Source organism: Albibacterium bauzanense (assembly GCF_004339765.1).
Taxonomy (GTDB): domain Bacteria; phylum Bacteroidota; class Bacteroidia; order Sphingobacteriales; family Sphingobacteriaceae; genus Albibacterium; species Albibacterium bauzanense.
The window spans coordinates 618,192-636,158 of record NZ_SMGO01000002.1 but is presented as its reverse complement, the minus strand read 5'-3'; the positions used below and the strand labels follow the sequence as shown (position 1 = coordinate 636,158).

The 17,967-nt window shown below is 38.6% G+C and carries 12 protein-coding genes; 5 read left to right on the top strand and 7 right to left on the bottom strand.

Annotated features, from left to right (window positions below; all coding sequences use genetic code 11):
* Positions 1-189 precede the first annotated feature (189 nt).
* On the top strand, positions 190-3,006 hold the full coding sequence (carB, locus tag C8N28_RS08690) for a carbamoyl-phosphate synthase large subunit (protein ID WP_132223888.1): 2,817 nt from the start codon (positions 190-192) through the stop codon (positions 3,004-3,006).
* 11 nt (positions 3,007-3,017) lie between these two features.
* Here the strand turns inward: carB and radA are convergent, their stop codons facing one another.
* The 4 genes from radA to C8N28_RS08670 form a co-directional block, all read right to left on the bottom strand.
* Positions 3,018-4,397 (bottom strand): DNA repair protein RadA, encoded by a 1,380-nt coding sequence (radA, locus tag C8N28_RS08685; RefSeq protein ID WP_132223885.1) that lies wholly within the window; start codon positions 4,395-4,397, stop codon positions 3,018-3,020.
* Between the two features lie 5 nt (positions 4,398-4,402).
* The gene (locus tag C8N28_RS08680; protein ID WP_132223882.1) at positions 4,403-5,956 is read right to left on the bottom strand and encodes an Rne/Rng family ribonuclease; all 1,554 of its coding nucleotides are present in this window, start codon (positions 5,954-5,956) and stop codon (positions 4,403-4,405) included.
* A gap of 314 nt (positions 5,957-6,270) precedes the next feature.
* Complete coding sequence (locus C8N28_RS08675) at positions 6,271-7,110, bottom strand: tetratricopeptide repeat protein (protein WP_132223879.1); 840 nt, start codon at positions 7,108-7,110, stop codon at positions 6,271-6,273.
* A 13-nt stretch (positions 7,111-7,123) separates the two neighbouring features.
* A complete protein-coding gene (locus C8N28_RS08670; RefSeq protein WP_132223876.1) occupies positions 7,124-7,414 on the bottom strand; it encodes an HU family DNA-binding protein in 291 nt (96 codons plus the stop codon).
* 251 nt (positions 7,415-7,665) lie between these two features.
* Here C8N28_RS08670 and mutY point away from each other — a divergent pair, with 251 nt between their 5' ends.
* Both mutY and C8N28_RS08660 read left to right on the top strand, forming a co-directional pair.
* Complete coding sequence (gene mutY / locus C8N28_RS08665; protein WP_132223873.1) at positions 7,666-8,715, top strand: A/G-specific adenine glycosylase; 1,050 nt, start codon at positions 7,666-7,668, stop codon at positions 8,713-8,715.
* Between the two features lie 11 nt (positions 8,716-8,726).
* A complete protein-coding gene (locus C8N28_RS08660) occupies positions 8,727-9,149 on the top strand; it encodes a single-stranded DNA-binding protein (RefSeq protein ID WP_132223870.1) in 423 nt (140 codons plus the stop codon).
* A 5-nt stretch (positions 9,150-9,154) separates the two neighbouring features.
* Here C8N28_RS08660 and aspS read toward each other — a convergent pair whose 3' ends face one another.
* The 3 genes from aspS to C8N28_RS08645 form a co-directional block, all read right to left on the bottom strand.
* Positions 9,155-10,906: an aspartate--tRNA ligase gene (aspS, locus tag C8N28_RS08655; RefSeq protein ID WP_132223867.1), complete on the bottom strand. Its 1,752-nt coding sequence runs from the start codon at positions 10,904-10,906 to the stop codon at positions 9,155-9,157.
* 26 nt (positions 10,907-10,932) lie between these two features.
* Positions 10,933-12,861 (bottom strand): 1-deoxy-D-xylulose-5-phosphate synthase, encoded by a 1,929-nt coding sequence (gene dxs / locus C8N28_RS08650; protein ID WP_132224944.1) that lies wholly within the window; start codon positions 12,859-12,861, stop codon positions 10,933-10,935.
* Between the two features lie 140 nt (positions 12,862-13,001).
* On the bottom strand, positions 13,002-15,650 hold the full coding sequence (locus tag C8N28_RS08645; protein ID WP_132223864.1) for a DUF7133 domain-containing protein: 2,649 nt from the start codon (positions 15,648-15,650) through the stop codon (positions 13,002-13,004).
* A gap of 97 nt (positions 15,651-15,747) precedes the next feature.
* Here C8N28_RS08645 and C8N28_RS08640 point away from each other — a divergent pair, with 97 nt between their 5' ends.
* Both C8N28_RS08640 and C8N28_RS08635 read left to right on the top strand, forming a co-directional pair.
* Entirely contained in the window at positions 15,748-16,500 is a 753-nt protein-coding gene (locus C8N28_RS08640) for a segregation and condensation protein A (protein WP_132223861.1), read from the top strand.
* A gap of 121 nt (positions 16,501-16,621) precedes the next feature.
* Positions 16,622-17,893 carry a serine hydroxymethyltransferase gene (locus C8N28_RS08635; protein ID WP_132223858.1) on the top strand — a complete coding sequence of 424 codons (1,272 nt, stop codon included), beginning with the start codon at positions 16,622-16,624 and terminating at the stop codon, positions 17,891-17,893.
* Positions 17,894-17,967 lie beyond the last annotated feature (74 nt).

Below are 17,967 nucleotides of genomic sequence, written 5' to 3'. Positions count from 1 at the left end.
GCAATTTACGACTAGAAAAAGAAATAACAGGTGTATGCAAAGATTTTTAAGAAAAACGCTTGATTTTATCAAAAAGACTCTAGAAATTTTCTATCTTTGCACTCCGACAAAGCAGTCGGAATTTCCTTCCTAAACGGACAAATCCCGATCTGTAATAGTGCTGTTCGTTTTATACTTTTTAAATAAAAAATGCCTAAAAACACTTCCATTCGTTCCGTATTAATTATTGGTTCAGGACCTATAATAATCGGCCAAGCCTGTGAATTCGATTATGCTGGATCTCAAGCAGCACTTTCTTTAAAAGAAGAAGGTATCGAAGTTTCAATCATAAACTCAAATCCAGCAACCATCATGACCGATAAGGTTATTGCGGATCATGTTTATTTACTACCGCTCACATGCGAAAGTATTGAAGAAATCTTATCGGAGCGTAAGATTGATGCAGTTTTACCTACAATGGGCGGACAAACTGCTCTTAACTTATGTATTGAGGCCGACGAAAGAGGTATTTGGAAAAAATACAATGTCGATATTATAGGCGTTGATATTGCCGCAATTGAAACAACTGAAAACCGCGAGGCATTCAGACAATTAATGGTTGATATTGGCATCGGAGTTGCCCGCTCAAAAATCGCAAACTCCTTTTTAGAAGGAAAAGAAGCCGCTCAAGAGATAGGTTACCCATTGGTAATTCGCCCTTCTTATACACTTGGTGGAACAGGAGGAGGATTTGTTCATAAGAAAGAAGAATTTGAATTAGCTTTAAGCAGAGGCCTGCAAGCTTCTCCTACTCACGAAGTATTAGTTGAACAAGCCGTATTAGGCTGGAAAGAGTTTGAGCTTGAACTTCTTCGTGACAGCAACGATAATGTAATCATTATTTGCGCAATCGAAAACTTTGACCCAATGGGTATTCATACAGGAGACTCAATAACTGTTGCACCTACCATGACTCTAAGTGATCGCTGCTATCAAGAGATGCGCAATCAGGCCATTAAAATGATGCGCGCTATTGGTAACTTTGCAGGTGGTTGTAACGTTCAGTTCTCTGTTAATCCTGATAATGAAGAAATAATCGCTATTGAAATTAATCCTCGTGTATCACGCTCATCTGCTCTTGCATCCAAAGCAACCGGTTATCCGATTGCAAAAATTGCATCAAAATTAGCAATAGGCTATAACCTGGATGAAATAGAAAATCAGATTACAAAAAACACATCAGCATATTTTGAGCCAAGCTTAGACTATGTGATTGTGAAAATACCACGCTGGAACTTTGATAAATTTAAAGGTGCAAATGTCGAATTAGGTTTACAAATGAAATCAGTAGGAGAGGTGATGGCGATCGGTCGTACCTTCATCGAAGCTCTTCAAAAAGGATGTCAGAGTTTAGAAACCAACCGTCTGGGATTAGGCGCCGATGGTCGTCAAAACAGAAATCTGGAAGAAATCATGTATAGTCTTGAACATCCAAGCGCTGATCGTTTATTCCATATCAAAGATGCCTTCGAAATGGGTGTACCATTAGAATCCATTCGTAAAATCACTCTAATCGACAAATGGTTCTTAGTTCAAATACAAGAACTTGTTCTATTAGAAACAGAACTTAAAAGATATCAACTCTATAACATCCCGAAAGAATTCTTCCTAACCTTAAAGCAGAAAGGCTATTCAGATGGTCAGATTGCCTGGATATTAGGAAATGTTTCTGAAGAAGATGTATATACACGAAGAAAATCATTAGGCATCAATCGCGTGTTTAAAATGGTTGATACCTGTGCTGCAGAATTCCCGGCTTTAACACCTTACTACTACTCAACCTTTGAAGACGAAAACGAATCAATCGTTACAGATAAGAAAAAGATTATTGTATTAGGCTCTGGTCCAAATCGTATCGGACAAGGTATTGAGTTTGATTATTCATGTGTACACGGATTAATCGCTGCTAAAGAAGCAGGCTATGAAGCCATCATGATTAACTGTAACCCTGAAACCGTTTCTACTGATTTCAACATGGCCGATAAGCTATACTTTGAACCGGTATTCTGGGAACATGTTCGTGAAATCATTGAACATGAGAAACCAGAAGGAGTGATTGTTCAATTAGGTGGCCAGACTGCATTAAAAATGGCAGAAAAACTAAAAGAACATGGTATAAGGATTATAGGAACCTCTTTTGAAGACATGGATCTCGCTGAAGACCGTGGAAGCTTCTCCGATCTATTAAAAGAACTTGATATCCCTTATCCTAAATATGGTGTAGCAGAAAGTGCAGAAGAAGCCTTACTGGTTGCTAAAGAAGTAGGTTATCCGGTACTTGTTCGTCCTAGTTATGTTTTAGGAGGACAAGGAATGAGCATCGTCATTAATGACGAAGATCTGGAAAAGGCAGTTGTTAAACTCTTGCGCAACTTACCAGGAAATAGAGTTTTAATTGACCACTTCCTAGACCGGGCCGAGGAAACTGAATCTGATTCAATCAGCGATGGCGAAGATGTTCATATTGTTGGCTTAATGGAACACATTGAACCTGCAGGTATCCATTCAGGCGATTCACATGCTGTGCTACCTCCTTATAGTTTATCAGACAATGTTATCCGTCAAATGGAAGAATACTCCATTAAACTTGCAAAAGCATTAAATATAATCGGGTTGCTTAACATCCAGTTTGCTGTAAAAGACGAAAAAGTATACGTAATTGAAGCCAATCCAAGAGCCTCCAGAACGGTTCCTTTTATTGCAAAAGCATACGATGTGCCTTATGTAAATATTGCAACCAAAGTTATGTTAGGTGCTAATAAACTAAAAGATTTTAAAATTGAGCGTAAGTTAAAAGGATATGCTATTAAAGAACCGGTGTTCTCTTTCAATAAATTCCCGGAAGTAGATAAGCAATTAGGTCCTGAAATGAAATCAACAGGAGAATCCATTCTCTTTATTAAAGATTTAGAACATCCTAGATTTAGAGAGCTTAGTGCAAAGAAATCAATGTATCTAAGTAAATAAGCATTTAAAGCTTAACCAAACAATTGTTGAAATAGTTCCTCTACTTTAGAAAGAGGAACTATTTCAATTTTATAGCGACTGATATCCAGTCCTTTTGAATTATATTTCGATATATATATCTTCTCAAAGCCAAGTTTTTCAGCTTCAGCAATTCGCTGATCAACCCGGTTAATTGCCCTAATCTCTCCTGATAGACCAACTTCACCTGCAAAAACAACACCTGATGGTATTGGGATATCTTGCTGTGAAGAAATAATAGCCATGATTACAGCTAAATCAATAGCAGGATCTTCCACACGTAAACCACCTGCTATATTTAAAAAGACATCCTGAATAGAAAGACGAAAACCGAATCGCTTCTCTAATACTGCTAACAGCATATTCATTCTCCTGGCATCAAAGCCTGTAGCCGATCGCTGAGGCGTTCCATAAGCAGAAGTACTCACTAATGCCTGAACCTCAATCAACATAGGTCGTGCACCTTCTAGCATAGATGCAATTGAAATACCCGTTAAGGTAGTAGACTCCCGATGAGAAAGCAAGATCTCAGAAGGATTAGAAACTTCTCGGAGGCCAGCACCCTGCATTTCGTAAATACCAAGTTCTGACGATGATCCAAATCGATTCTTAACTGCACGTAGAATTCGATATACATGATGCCTATCCCCTTCAAACTGCAAAACTGTATCTACCATATGCTCCAGAACCTTAGGCCCGGCAATCGATCCTTCTTTTGTGATATGACCAATAATAAAAACAGGTGTTCCAGACTCTTTTGCAAACCGCAAAAGCTCAGCCGTACACTCCCGGACCTGAGAAACGCTACCCGGCGAAGAATCAATATGAGCAGAATGAAGCGTTTGAATAGAGTCAATAATTACCAACTCAGGCTCCACCTGTTCAATCTGTTTAAATATATTCTGAGTAGCGGTTTCGGTTAATATATAACAAGATGCCTGAGACGATTGTTTAATTCGCTCAGCACGCATTTTCAATTGTTGTTCACTTTCCTCACCAGAAACATAAAGAATCTTGAGCTTAGGCATAGTTAAAGCCAGTTGCAACATCAACGTAGACTTTCCAATACCAGGTTCTCCGCCAATTAAAGTCAAAGAACCTGGTACGATACCTCCACCTAAAACCCGATTTAGCTCCTTATCTGGAGTTTGCAACCTGGCTTCCTCCTTATAAACTATAGAATGGATAGCCGCAGCTTTAGATGTCCTGTTAGAAGATTTTTCGGTACGCCAATCAGGAACCTTGCTTGCTGTCTTCTCAATTACCTCTTCAACGAAAGTATTCCATTGGTCGCAAGAAGGACACTTCCCCAACCATTTGGCACTCTCGAAACCGCAATTCTGACAGAAATAGGTGCTCCTTGCTTTGGCCATATACCTTATAGTTTGATTTCTTCTTCTTTCTTATTCTGGAAATGAAACTCCGTTAAGTTATAAGAAGCGACACTCTTTACTTTAATCCACTTTCCATATTTGAAAAGCCATTTCATTCGTTGTGATATTAATCCCTTCTTAATATATGCTTCAATATATGGATGTACATTCAAGGTAATGTCTTTCTCGTTTTGTTCATTTAAGATATAGTTTAAATTACTTTCTATATCATCCATTAAAACAATGCTTGCACGTATTTCCCCTGTTCCATCACAAGTTGGGCACTTTTCACTGGTAATTATATTCATTTCCGGGCGCACACGCTGACGAGTAATTTGAACAAGTCCGAATTTACTTGGAGGCAGAATAGTGTGTTTAGCACGGTCATCTCTCATGCATTCTTTAAGAAACTCAAACAGCTCCTTACGATTTGGAGCTTTGTGCATATCAATGAAGTCAATGACTACAATTCCTCCCATATCACGCAAACGCAACTGACGAGCTATTTCTTTTGCGGCCTCTTTATTAACCAGAAAAGCATTTTCCTCCTGGTTCTCCTTATTTGCCGTACGGTTACCGCTATTCACATCAATAACATGCAGAGCTTCCGTATGCTCGATAACCAGGTAAGCACCACCAGGCAAATTGACAGTCTTTCCAAAAGCAGATTTTATCTGTTTTTCAACACCAAAGTGCTCAAAAATAGGCTCCTTATGCTTATAAAATTTTACGATCTTCTCCAAATCAGGAGAAATTCCTTGAATATAAGACCTTGTCTCCTCAAAGATCAGAGGGTCGTTAATATGAATATGAGAAAACTCATCCGTTAGAATATCACGTAAGATGGTCGATGTACGATCCATCTCTCCCAATACCTTATTACTAGGTTCTGCAACCTGAAGGCGTCTTGTAAACTTCTCCCATTTATCAACGAGATCCAGTATGTCCTTCTCTAATTCAGCAACACCCTTACCTTCAGAAACCGTCCGAATGATCACACCAAAATTAGGTGGCTTAATTCCTTCAACAATTCTCTTAAGGCGGTTACGTTCTGTATTAGACTTGATTTTCTTTGAGATTGAGACAGCCTCTGAAAATGGAACCAGCACTACAAAACGACCGGCGATCGATAAATCTGCACTTAAACGAGGACCCTTTGTAGAAATAGGCTCCTTTGCAATTTGAACAGGCAAAAGCATATTCCGAGACAAAATCTCAGATATCTTTCCTGATTTATTTATATCCTTTTCAAGATTGATGGTCGATAGCAGTTTATCTTTAAAACTACCATTCTTCACCATCTTAGTTAACTTGATGAGTGTTTCTACCTGCGGACCCAGATCCAAATAATGCAAAAATGCATCTTTAGAATAGCCAACATCCACAAAAGCGGCATTCAGCCCAGGCATAATCTTCTTTATCCTGCCCAGATAGATATCGCCTACAGCGTAATTATTATTTACTTGTTCGGTATTAAGCTCAACAAGCTGTTTATCTTGGAGTAGGGCGATTGTAACTCCTGAATCAGGAGTAGAATCAATTATTAATTCCTTTACCAACAGCTAGTGTATTAGAAAGTTGCGAATACTAATACAATAAATAGCATATGGCAACTTTCAATGAAACCATAAGACTTTATAAACGAACACATTCTAAGGGAAACAACCCTTAGAAATAAATAAATAGTTCTGAAATATGACAGCCTGTAACCATTTTCCGGTTACAGGCAGCCTTTTTTCAATCTAAAAATCTATTTTTTCTTGTGTCTGTTTTTTCTTAAACGTTTCTTGCGTTTGTGAGTTGACATTTTATGTCTTTTTCTTTTTTTTCCGCTTGGCATAATAATTCTTTTAAATGTTTTTAATTTTATTAATTACTTACTCAGCTCTTCAACCTTCCGGTCAATAAATTGAGTTAGGCTTGGATCAGCAGCAAGCTCCTTGCTTTTCTGGAAAGCTTTTATTGCATCTGCTTTCAAGCCAATATTTTCATAACTTGTGGCTAAATAGAACCAAACTTCAGCATTATTTGGGGTCTGCTCAAGCACCGTATTAAAACGTTCAACTGCTTTATCAAACTGTCTCGATTTCATCGAAAACAATCCCAAATTATAATTTGCTTTTAAGTTTGCAGGATCTTCTTTAACCACATCCAATAACATTGTAATACCTGCCATTGGAGCCGGGCCATTTACTAAAGCTGTACCTAAACCGGTCCTTGCATCCAAATTCTTATCATCAATAGCCAATGCCGACTCATAAGCTTTTTTAGCTCGTTCCGTAAAAGCAGGAGCCATAACCGTATCACTTAAGTGTTGATAAGAATCTGTAAATAGATCGCCTGTTTTCACCCAGTTCTCAAGACTTGGTTCTTCCTGAGCAATCTCTTCATATATAAAGGCTACAGGCATAGGTTGATTCACATCAAGCCAATGTTGAGCCAGCTCTTTATATAAAGGTAATTTATCTGCATCAGATGCAGCATTTAATTTAGTTTCTAAATCAGTAATCTCTTTTGTCAAATTAGCACTAAGGCCTTGTTTCGCTATCTGAGACACCGATTCCAGGGAAAATTGATCAGTTGTAGCAGAAGCCATAGCATCTTCAGTAGCGACAGGCTCCTCCTTAGTCAAACTTTTTACTGGCTGCAATAGAATGACGCCCATAAGCACCACAATTCCTGCAATCACAATTATTTGTTTTGTATTGATCATAATCCCTTAATTATTACTTAGACTTATTGCCTGCTTTAACTTTCTCTACGAAAACCTTAGCAGGTTTGAAACTAGGAACAAAATGTTCCGGAATAATGATTGCGGTATTCTTAGAAATGTTACGAGCGGTCTTCTGAGCTCTTTTCTTTACAACGAAACTTCCGAATCCTCTAACGTACACATTTTCACCCTCAATCATGGAGTTTTTCACCACCTTGAAGAATGCTTCTACAGTAGCCTGTACATCCGTCTTCTCTAATCCAGTCTTATTGGATATCTCCGTGATAATATCTGCTTTAGTCATGTTTTAATTTAATTTATTATATATGCTTTTATTATATGATTCTCTAAACGAATTGGGACGCAAAAGTATCCTTTTATAATGATTAAACAAAATCCTTATAAACAAATATTTCTTCTAAACACGCTATTAACCAATAGTTAAGCAAAACTAATCTAAATATTACATAAAGATCTTGATTAATGGTAAGATATTCACAAAGTTTAAAAATAAAAATTTAATACTATTTTAATTTTATTTACGAATCTTGCAGAATGTATTTTTCTCAACAAATAATCCAATGGTACCATAAGAATCAACGCAATCTTCCATGGCGAGAAACCAATGATCCTTATATTATCTGGCTATCAGAGATTATCTTACAGCAAACACGCGTTAACCAAGGCACTCCCTATTTCTATAAATTTACAGAACATTACCCCAATATAGAGTCATTTGCATCAGCACCTGAAGAAGAAATATTACGGCATTGGCAAGGTCTCGGTTATTATTCTCGTGCAAGGAATATGCTAAAAACAGCTAAATTAATTATGCAGGAGTATGCAGGCATTTTTCCATCAAACTATGACAAATTAATTGAGCTGCCCGGCATTGGTGAATATACAGCATCAGCAATCGCTTCCTTCTCTATAAATGAGTCCAAAGCGGTAGTCGATGGCAATGTAAGCCGCGTATTAGCCCGATATTTTGGAATTGATGAACCCATAAACTCTTCTAAAGGCAAACAGCAGTTCAATCGCTTGGCACAGGAAGTACTAGATAGAAAAAATCCAGGCATTCATAACCAGGCGATGATGGAATTTGGAGCATTGCAATGCAAGCCTCAAAGCCCTGATTGTGATAGCTGCCCACTGCAACAAACCTGCTTTGCTTATCAGAATAACCTTGTTAATAAACTACCGGTAAAAATAAAAGCAGGAAAGAGCAGAAACCGCTATTTCAATTATTTCGTAATAAGAAAGGATGATGAGATCTTAATACAAAGACGAAAAGAAGGTGATATCTGGGAAGGCCTATTCGAATTACCCCTGCTAGAAAGCTCCCTCTCATTGAATGATGAGGAGATAAAGCTCTCAGAAGAATTCATCAAACTTTTCGGAGAACAGGCAGAAATTATATACAGCAGTGCTACTACAAAGCATATCCTTAGTCATCAAAATATCCATGCACGATTTTTTGAGATCACGAATATTAAAAAAGATGCACTCAAAAATAGAGACTGGAATTATGTATTGATAAAAGATTTAGATAAATTAGCTAAGTCAAAGCTTATATTCTCTTTTATGGATGTGTATTTTAATTAACTAATTTTGATATGTCGGGAATAAACAAAGTTATATTAGTAGGGCACCTAGGTAAAGATCCAGAAGTTCGTCATCTAGACAATAACGTAACCGTAGCCAGTTTTCCGCTTGCAACTTCTGAAACTTACAATAAAGACGGAAAAAGAATTGAACAAACAGAGTGGCACAATATTGTCATGTGGCGCGGACTAGCAGAAATTGCTGAGAAATTTCTTCACAAAGGAAAATTAGTCTACATCGAGGGTAAAATACGTACACGCTCTTATGAAGATAAGGAAAACGTAAAACGCTATACAACCGAGATTGTGGCTGACAACTTCACTATGTTAGGACGCAAAAGCGACTTCGAATCTACAGGTACATCTGGTTTTGAAAACGAAAACCCGGTTAATTACAAAGAGAACCAAGATGAAGAGGGTGACTTACCTTTCTAAATCAATTAGTCTTTCTTCTTCACCTGAATAGATAATTCAGTCAATTGCTTCTCATCAATCGTTGAGGGTGAGTCAATCATTACATCTCTGCCCGCATTGTTTTTAGGGAAAGCAATTACATCGCGGATAGAATCTAATCCGGCGAAGATGGAAACCAATCGATCAAAACCTAAAGCAATCCCTCCATGTGGTGGAGCTCCGTATGTAAAGGCATCCATTAAGAACCCAAATTGTTTTCTGGCCTCTTCAGGAGTAAACCCTAATAAATCAAACATTCTAGCCTGAACATCCTGATTAAAGATACGGATGGATCCACCTCCAACTTCACTTCCGTTAATAACCATATCATAGGCATTAGCCCGAACACTCAATGGTTCAGTATCTAATTTAACCATATCCTCTGGCTTAGGAGCTGTAAATGGATGATGCATAGCATGATAGCGATTAGACTCTTCATCCCATTCCAATAAAGGAAAATCAGTTACCCATAAAGGCGCAAAAGTTTCTTTGTTTCTCAAACCTTCCCGGTTCGCAATCTCCAAACGCAATTCACTAAGCTGTTTACGTGTTTTATCCACCGCACCAGCCATAATCAAAATCAAATCACCCGGCTTAGCATCTGCCTTATCAGCAATCGCTTTTAACTGTTCTTCTGTATAAAATTTATCAACTGATGATTTCAATGAACCATCCACATTATAACGGATATAAACCAGTCCTGTAGCTCCTATCTGCGGTCTTTTTACAAAATCAGTAAGCTCATCCAATTGCTTCCTTGTATAAACAGCACAGTTTTGAGCATTAATCGCAACAACCAATTCCGCTTTGTCAAATACAGAGAAACCCTTCTCTTGCACAAGCTCATTGATTTCAATGAACTTCATATCAAAACGGATATCCGGCTTATCAGATCCATACAAACGCATAGCATCTGCATAATCCATTCTAGGGAAACCATTTAAAACAACTCCCTTAATATTCTTAAATAGATGCCTAACCAAACCTTCAAAAATATTCAGAATATCTTCTTGCTCAACAAATGTCAATTCGCAGTCAATCTGAGTGAATTCAGGCTGTCTGTCTGCGCGCAAATCCTCATCACGAAAACATTTTACAATCTGAAAATAACGGTCAAAGCCAGATATCATTAATAACTGCTTAAAAGTTTGCGGCGATTGAGGCAATGCGTAAAACTCACCGGGATTCATGCGGCTTGGAACCACAAAATCTCTTGCACCCTCGGGTGTAGATTTAATTAGAACCGGTGTCTCAACCTCTATAAAATTCTCAGCATCCAAATACTTACGAATTTCTTGCGCCATTTTATGGCGAAGAATCAAATTATTACGAACCGGATTACGGCGCAAATCCAGGTAACGATATTTTAATCGAATATCTTCCCCTCCATCTGTTTCATCCTCAATTAAAAAGGGAGGTAACTTAGCTGGGTTCAAAACATCAAGCTGTGAAACTTTAATTTCTATTTCACCCGTAGCCATTTTTAAGTTCTTACTCGCCCTTTCTATAACCGTACCCGAAACCTGTATAACATATTCACGACCCAGTTCACGTGCACTTGCCCGTAAAGCAGCATCATCATCCGTATTAAACGTTAATTGTGTAATACCAAAACGATCACGCATATCCACAAAAGTCATCCCTCCAAGATCACGTGATTTCTGAACCCAACCACAAAGTTTTACTTCTTTTCCTAAATCGGCAAGCGACAATTCACCGCATGTATGTGTTCTGAGCATATAAATTTTGTATATCGTATTTTGAGCTAACCCGCCAATGTGTTAGTCTTTCTGCTAACTGCTAAACGCTTAATTTCTTTCACAATAGAGTCAGCGTCATACCCACTCTCAGCCCAAAGCTCTTGCTGCTCACCGTGTTCTATTATTGTATTAGGAATGCCCAAGCGGACAACCTGGCTCGAATAATTATGGTCAGCCATAAATTCCAGCACTGCGCTACCCATTCCACCTTCTATCGTGCCATCTTCAACAGTAATAATCTTCTTATACTTCTTAAACACCTCATGAAGCAATGGCTCATCCAGCGGTTTAACAAAACGAAGATCATAATGAGCCGGATATATTCCTTGCTCGTTCACTGTACGACAAGCTTTTACAGCTTCATTACCTATATGCCCGATAGTAAGGATAGCAAGTTCTTCCCCATCACATATCTTTCTTCCTTTTCCAATCTCAATCGCCTTCATAGGTCTACGCCAATCAACCATAACACCTTGTCCACGTGGATAGCGGATAGCAAATGGCCCCATATTATCTTGCTGTGCTGTAAACATCAGATTCCGCAATTCCTCTTCATTCATTGGTGCAGAAACTATCATATTCGGAACGCAGCGCATAAAAGCTAAATCATAAGCACCATGATGCGTTGCGCCATCTGCGCCAACCACACCAGCACGATCCAAACAGAAAACCACATTCAATTTCTGCAAAGCTACATCATGGATCACCTGGTCGTATGCTCTTTGCATAAAACTAGAATAGATGGTGCAAAAAGGAATTAGATCTTGCGTAGCCAACCCCGCCGAAAAGGTAACAGCATGCTGTTCGGCGATACCCACATCAAATGCCCGATCAGGCATAGCCTTCATCATAATATTCAATGAAGAGCCTGATGGCATTGCAGGTGTAATACCCATTATTTTTTTATTCTTCTCTGCCAGCTCTACCAGGGTAAGTCCAAAAACATCCTGATATTTAGGTGGAGCAGGCGCTACAGAGCTTGATTTCTTAATCTCACCCGTTATTTTATCAAACAAACCAGGGGCATGCCACTTGGTCTGATCTTTCTCAGCCAAAGCATAACCTTTGCCTTTCGTAGTAATAACATGTAATAGTTTAGGACCCGGAATGGTCTTTAAATCTTCCAGCGTTTTCACCAATCGCTTTACATCATGACCATCAACCGGTCCAAAATAGCGAAACTTCAACGCTTCAAAAAGATTGCTGTTTTTTAACAAAGTACCTTTAATGCTCTTCTCAATCTTCTTAACCGCCCCTAAAGCATCCGGCCCTAATTCAGATATTTTTCCTAACACATAACCAATATCATCCCGAAATCTATTATACGATCTCGATGTAGAAATTTGTGTCAGATATTCTTTTAATGCCCCTACATTAGGGTCAATAGACATACAATTGTCGTTCAGGATCACCAATAAGTTAGAATTAGCAATACCTCCATGATTTAACGCTTCAAATGCCATACCGGCAGTCATCGCACCATCACCGATAACAGCTACATGCTGACGGTCAGTTTCACCTTTATAAACAGATGCAACCGCCATACCCAAAGCTGCTGATATAGAAGTAGAAGAATGCCCTACTCCAAATGTATCGTATTCACTTTCTGAACGTCTCGGAAAACCACTAATACCATGATGAGTTCTATTGGTATAAAATGAATCACGTCTACCAGTAAGGATTTTATGTCCATAAGCCTGATGACCTACGTCCCAAACTAATTGATCGTAAGGCGTATTTAGAACATAATGCAAAGCCACCGTTAATTCAACCACGCCTAAGCTCGCTCCAAAATGACCGCCATATACAGAAACTACATCAATTATATATTGACGTAGCTCTTTACTAAGCTGCTCAAGGTCAGATTCTTTAAGCTTTTTTATATCAGCGGGGCTATTAATGTTCTTTAATAACTTTCCCGGTTCAAAATCCATATCCAATAAGTTCCTCTTCAAACTTGTACAAATTACGGCATAATATTTAAAACATCCTATTTTGACCAGCCTTCCTAAAGCTTAATACAAAACATTCTGCTATTAAAAAATATGCAGGACACAAGTCATAAAACTTTGTTTTATTTCTGCTCCGATAAATAAGTAACCAAAGAAGCGAACTCTTCAATCGATAATGAATTTGCTAAACCACTAGGCATCATAGACATCTCCATTTCTTCACGAGAAGCAATATCTGATGTCTTTATTGTTGAAACATGCCCGGTAATATCTCTTAAAACTACCTCGTTAGCATTTTCTGCGGTAACAAAACCCATATAACTATCCTTAGACTTTGTAACAATAAGTACTGTTGCAAAACCTTGAGATATAGAAGCATTCGGTTTCAAGATCGATTCTGCAATCTGCTCACGATTCATAATCGAACCTATTTGGCCCATAAACGGCCCTTTTAATGGATCGCCTTTATTAATACTATGACAAGCAACACACCCTTGCTTCATAAAAATAGCATTACCCTTTGTTGGGTCTCCTTTTATATCCTGAATAGCAAGCAGCACATCCTCAATAGAAGTTTTACCTATTTGCCCGCTCTTATTTTTTATCGACTCCAGATCAATCGCAACCTCATTTTCATTCCCGGCCAAAAGATTCTCACTGCCTCCAAATTCATCAATTCCCATTTGAAACTTCGCATTCAGATCAGCGTAATATTCCTTTACAGAACCTTCGCCTTTATTTTTTTCTGCGATCAGGAATTGATTAATTTTTGGAGTTAACTCCCAGTCAACAGCTTTATAATAAGGGCCGTGACCATCTGGCCTTGTACTCCACCAAGTCAAACCTTCATAAGGAGCCTCTGTTTTATCCAGACGTGCAAGCGTGGTTATAATTTGTTTCTTTAATACTTCATCGTTTGTTTTTCCATAGGCAGCAATTAGCCCATCAACAGCTTTTGGATCATGCATATAACGCAAAGCCCACAAAGCGATGGTTGAGTTTTCGGTCCCGATAGCTGCAACGCATGCATCAACCGCATTCAGCTTTACCAATGCTTGTACAGCCAGATGTGCAGGAATAATTGCAGAGTTTGGCGTTGCATGCGGACCTTCCATATTCTTTGGAAGAGCAACAAATGAAGCCGGAACTTTTGTCTTTAAAAGATAGCTAATTGCTTCAGGACGATCTAGACGACCTAAACCTATAATAGCTGTTGCCTGAATGCGTGGCGATTGATCTGCCAAAGCTTGAATAAAAGGTTCAACAGGAACATTTTTACTAGCAGTTTTGCGATCAGCAAGAGCGCGTAATGCGAATTCTTTTACATCACTATCAGACACCAGTTTAAGCAAATTATTTGTTCCACTCTCGCCTGCCGCTTGTGCATAAGTAAAAATACCAGCCACACGACTATATAATGGCAATTTTTTATCAGCTGCCATAGCCCATGAAACCTTCATTGCATCTTTAGCCGAACGTTTTAGCAATTCTTGTTGAGCACTCAAACGAGCAACGCTGCTTGTTGATTGTAATAAAGTTGCCAGCTCCTTTACCGATGCTTTTTTAATATCAGGAAAAGCACTGTATTTCCAATTTTTAGGTACCACACGCACAACATAGCCTTTATCCGGGCTTCCTGAGTAACCAGCACCATCCCAGGCAGAAAGATACAAACGGCCCGAACCATCAACATCCAAATCCGTAATTTGCGGAAGCTTTATAAATTCTTCCTCCTCTTGTGTAAAACTTGCACCATCCGGAGTAACCCGATGAATATAAAGCTTGCTATTTCCCCAATCAGCCATCATCGGCACATGGTTGTATTTTGCTGGCCAGGTAGGTTCATCCATAAACAAAGAACCCGTTCCTGATCCACCACCCAGGTCAACTAAAGCAGGAATGATCTCTTCTGTAAAGTTCTTAAACAAAAGGGGATAGCCGTATTCTCCCGACTGGATCTGATGGCTAAAACGAATGTTCCAGCCTCCACCATCGTTGGTATTATCACGCGTAAAAATATTCATGTAGGGGTCAATAGCCACGTCATAAATATTACGCGTACCATGGGTGTAAATCTCCATCTCTGTTCCATTAGGCCTGACACGTACAATACCACCACCGTGCATGGTCAATTTAGTACCCGCTTGGTCAACTGCATTATAGAAGCCAAAATCTCCGACAGCAATGTAAATCCAACCATCAATACCCATTCTAATGCCATTCGTTGCATGGTCAACACCTCGGTCTGATATAAACTTAGGAGAACTGATATTTTGAATCAATGGCTTCGACGGCCCATCAGCCACTCCATCATGATCCTTATCTTCAAAAACTACCAAATCCATACCGGAAGCCTTTCCCGTCTCTTCAGAAAAGACAGCATGAAGAACAAATACCTGATCGCCCATTGCAATAATACCACGCGGATTATTAACCTTTACAAACTCAGTATGGGTATCTAGCTTTCCATCATTATTACTATCAACAAGCTTAATAATGCTTCCATTCCCTGGTGTCTTACCCAATGATCCAATTTTATCGACACCAACAAACACCTCTCCGGTGGCTGCTACTGCTAAACAAGCAGGACTAGGTGTAAGATCAGGCCCTGAAAATTTGGTAAGAGTAAATTCATCAGGCCAGGTAACACCTTTTAAGGTATCGTCGCTTTGTACTTTCAACCCATCAGAAACATTAGGACGTTCCAGATTTAACCAAAAACTGAAAAAAGTAAAAAAAGCATAAAGTAATATAAGTTGGATTTTGAACATGATTCAAATGATTATAATTAAATTACGAAGGTTCCAAATTAATAAATAACTTGTAGAGTTTTCAATACTTTTGTAAAAAAGCAATCTCCCGGGGTTCATGAGTACTAGCAATTTCGAAATAAATCTACCGCAATTTGAAGGTCCTTTTGACTTACTACTATTCTTTATTGAACGAGATGAATTGGATATTATGGATGTCCCGATTGCCAAAATAACCCAGGATTTCTTGCTCTATATTCAACAAATGGCAGCACTGAATATGGAAATAGCAAGCGAGTTTATTTTTGTTGCGGCCACATTAATGCGAATCAAAGCTAAATCTCTCCTCCCAAGTATTCGTTTGGATGATGAAGAAAGTGAAATAGACCTAAAAGAAGATCTGATACAAAAACTAATTGCTTATAAACAGTTCAAAGTTGTTTGTGAAGATTTGCGCTTGCTAGAAGCAGATCGTAGCATGCTCGAAAAACGCAGAAATATTGCATACGATCTAAATCTGGCTGCACAAAGCAATGAATATAACGAAGAGCTTGAGTCTTTTGACCTTTATAAACTCATGCAGGTTTATGACCGGGCCATAAAAAATCATACTAACCGCACACAGGAAGTTAAACATCGAATTGAACAGTACCCTTATACCATTGAAGAACAAAGAAAGATAATAGCTTCCTTATTGGAAGTGAATGAGCAGCTAGACTTTCAAACCATCCTGAAACATTCGAAAGATAAGGTGCAGTTCGTTTATAATTTCCTGGCAATCTTAGAAATGCTGCAGCAACAGCTCATCAACATTCAAGTTCTTAGCGGCTATAACAATTTCCGTATTGAAAGATATACCCCAACCGCCTAGGTGTAAACAATATTATCTGTAATCAATTTGTATAATATGTATACAATTTGTGCATTATTATCCTGATTAAAACATTCATTTTTAATATCTTTGCCGTTTATCCGAATGACATTAAAAAAACATGAAAAGAGATACCTTAATATTTGATCTAATTGAGGAAGAATTAGACCGCCAAGAGGAAGGCTTAGAACTTATTGCTTCCGAAAACTTTGTGAGCAAGCAAGTTATGGAAGCTGCTGGCTCTGTATTGACGAATAAATATGCAGAAGGACTTCCGGGGAAACGCTATTATGGTGGTTGCGAAATTGTAGATGAGATTGAAACCATTGCAATAGAGCGTGCTAAGCAACTATTCAATGCAGAATGGGCAAACGTACAACCGCACTCGGGAGCACAGGCAAATGCAGCTGTTTTCTTAGCTGTTTTAAAACCAGGCGATAAAATATTAGGATTCGACCTATCACACGGGGGGCACTTAACCCATGGTTCTTCTGTAAACTCATCAGGTAAATTATACGACCCGTATTTCTACGGTGTTAATAAAGATACCGGGCTGATCGAATACGAAGAATTAGAAAAAGTTGCATTACGCGAGAAACCTAAATTGATTATCTGCGGTGCATCAGCTTATTCAAGAGATTGGGATTATGAATTCATCCGTAAAGTAGCTGACAAAATTGGCGCTTTGGTATTGGCTGACATTTCACACCCTGCCGGAATGATTGCCCGTGGTTTATTGAAAGATCCGCTTCCACATTGCCATATCGTAACTACTACTACTCATAAAACCCTTCGCGGACCAAGAGGTGGATTGATTTTATTAGGAAAAGACTTTGAAAATCCATTCGGAATAAAAACTCCAAAAGGAGAAATACGCATGATGTCATCTCTATTAGACATGGCTGTTTTTCCAGGAATACAAGGTGGCCCGTTAGAGCATACCATCGCTGCAAAAGCAATTGCCTTCGCAGAAGCTTTAAGCGACGAATACATGGAATATATCCTGCAAGTTAAAACCAATGCTCAAGCTATGGCAAAAGCATTTACTGATAAAGGATATAACATCATTTCCGGAGGAACCGACAATCACTTAATGCTGATCGACCTTCGCAATAAAAACATCAACGGAAAAGTTGCTGAAAGAGTTCTTGGAGAAGCTGGAATTACAGTTAACAAAAACATGGTTCCTTTCGATGATAAATCACCATTTACAACATCTGGAATTCGTGTAGGTACTGCTGCAGTAACCACTCGCGGATTGAAAGAAAAAGAAATGCAAACCATCGTTAACCTAATCGACCAGGCTTTAATGAATCCTGAAAATGAGGAGAAATTAGCTGAAATCCACGATGAAGTAAACGACTTAATGGAACGCTTTCCGTTATACAAATAATAACTTCAGGTTATACAAATAACATACACTAATTTTTTTAGCCGCTCATTCCTGAGCGGCTTTTTTTATCCTAA

Bases quoted from the DNA above. Each gene is read 5' to 3' on its own strand.
- C8N28_RS08645 (WP_132223864.1), bottom strand. From the start codon at position 15,650: ATGTTCAAAATCCAACTTATATTACTTTATGCTTTTTTTACTTTTTTC.
- carB (WP_132223888.1), top strand. From the start codon at position 190: ATGCCTAAAAACACTTCCATTCGTTCCGTATTAATTATTGGTTCAGGA.
- C8N28_RS08640 (WP_132223861.1), top strand. From the start codon at position 15,748: ATGAGTACTAGCAATTTCGAAATAAATCTACCGCAATTTGAAGGTCCT.
- dxs (WP_132224944.1), bottom strand. From the start codon at position 12,861: ATGGATTTTGAACCGGGAAAGTTATTAAAGAACATTAATAGCCCCGCT.
- radA (WP_132223885.1), bottom strand. From the start codon at position 4,397: ATGGCCAAAGCAAGGAGCACCTATTTCTGTCAGAATTGCGGTTTCGAG.
- C8N28_RS08660 (WP_132223870.1), top strand. From the start codon at position 8,727: ATGTCGGGAATAAACAAAGTTATATTAGTAGGGCACCTAGGTAAAGAT.
- C8N28_RS08675 (WP_132223879.1), bottom strand. From the start codon at position 7,110: ATGATCAATACAAAACAAATAATTGTGATTGCAGGAATTGTGGTGCTT.
- C8N28_RS08635 (WP_132223858.1), top strand. From the start codon at position 16,622: ATGAAAAGAGATACCTTAATATTTGATCTAATTGAGGAAGAATTAGAC.
- C8N28_RS08670 (WP_132223876.1), bottom strand. From the start codon at position 7,414: ATGACTAAAGCAGATATTATCACGGAGATATCCAATAAGACTGGATTA.
- mutY (WP_132223873.1), top strand. From the start codon at position 7,666: ATGTATTTTTCTCAACAAATAATCCAATGGTACCATAAGAATCAACGC.
- aspS (WP_132223867.1), bottom strand. From the start codon at position 10,906: ATGCTCAGAACACATACATGCGGTGAATTGTCGCTTGCCGATTTAGGA.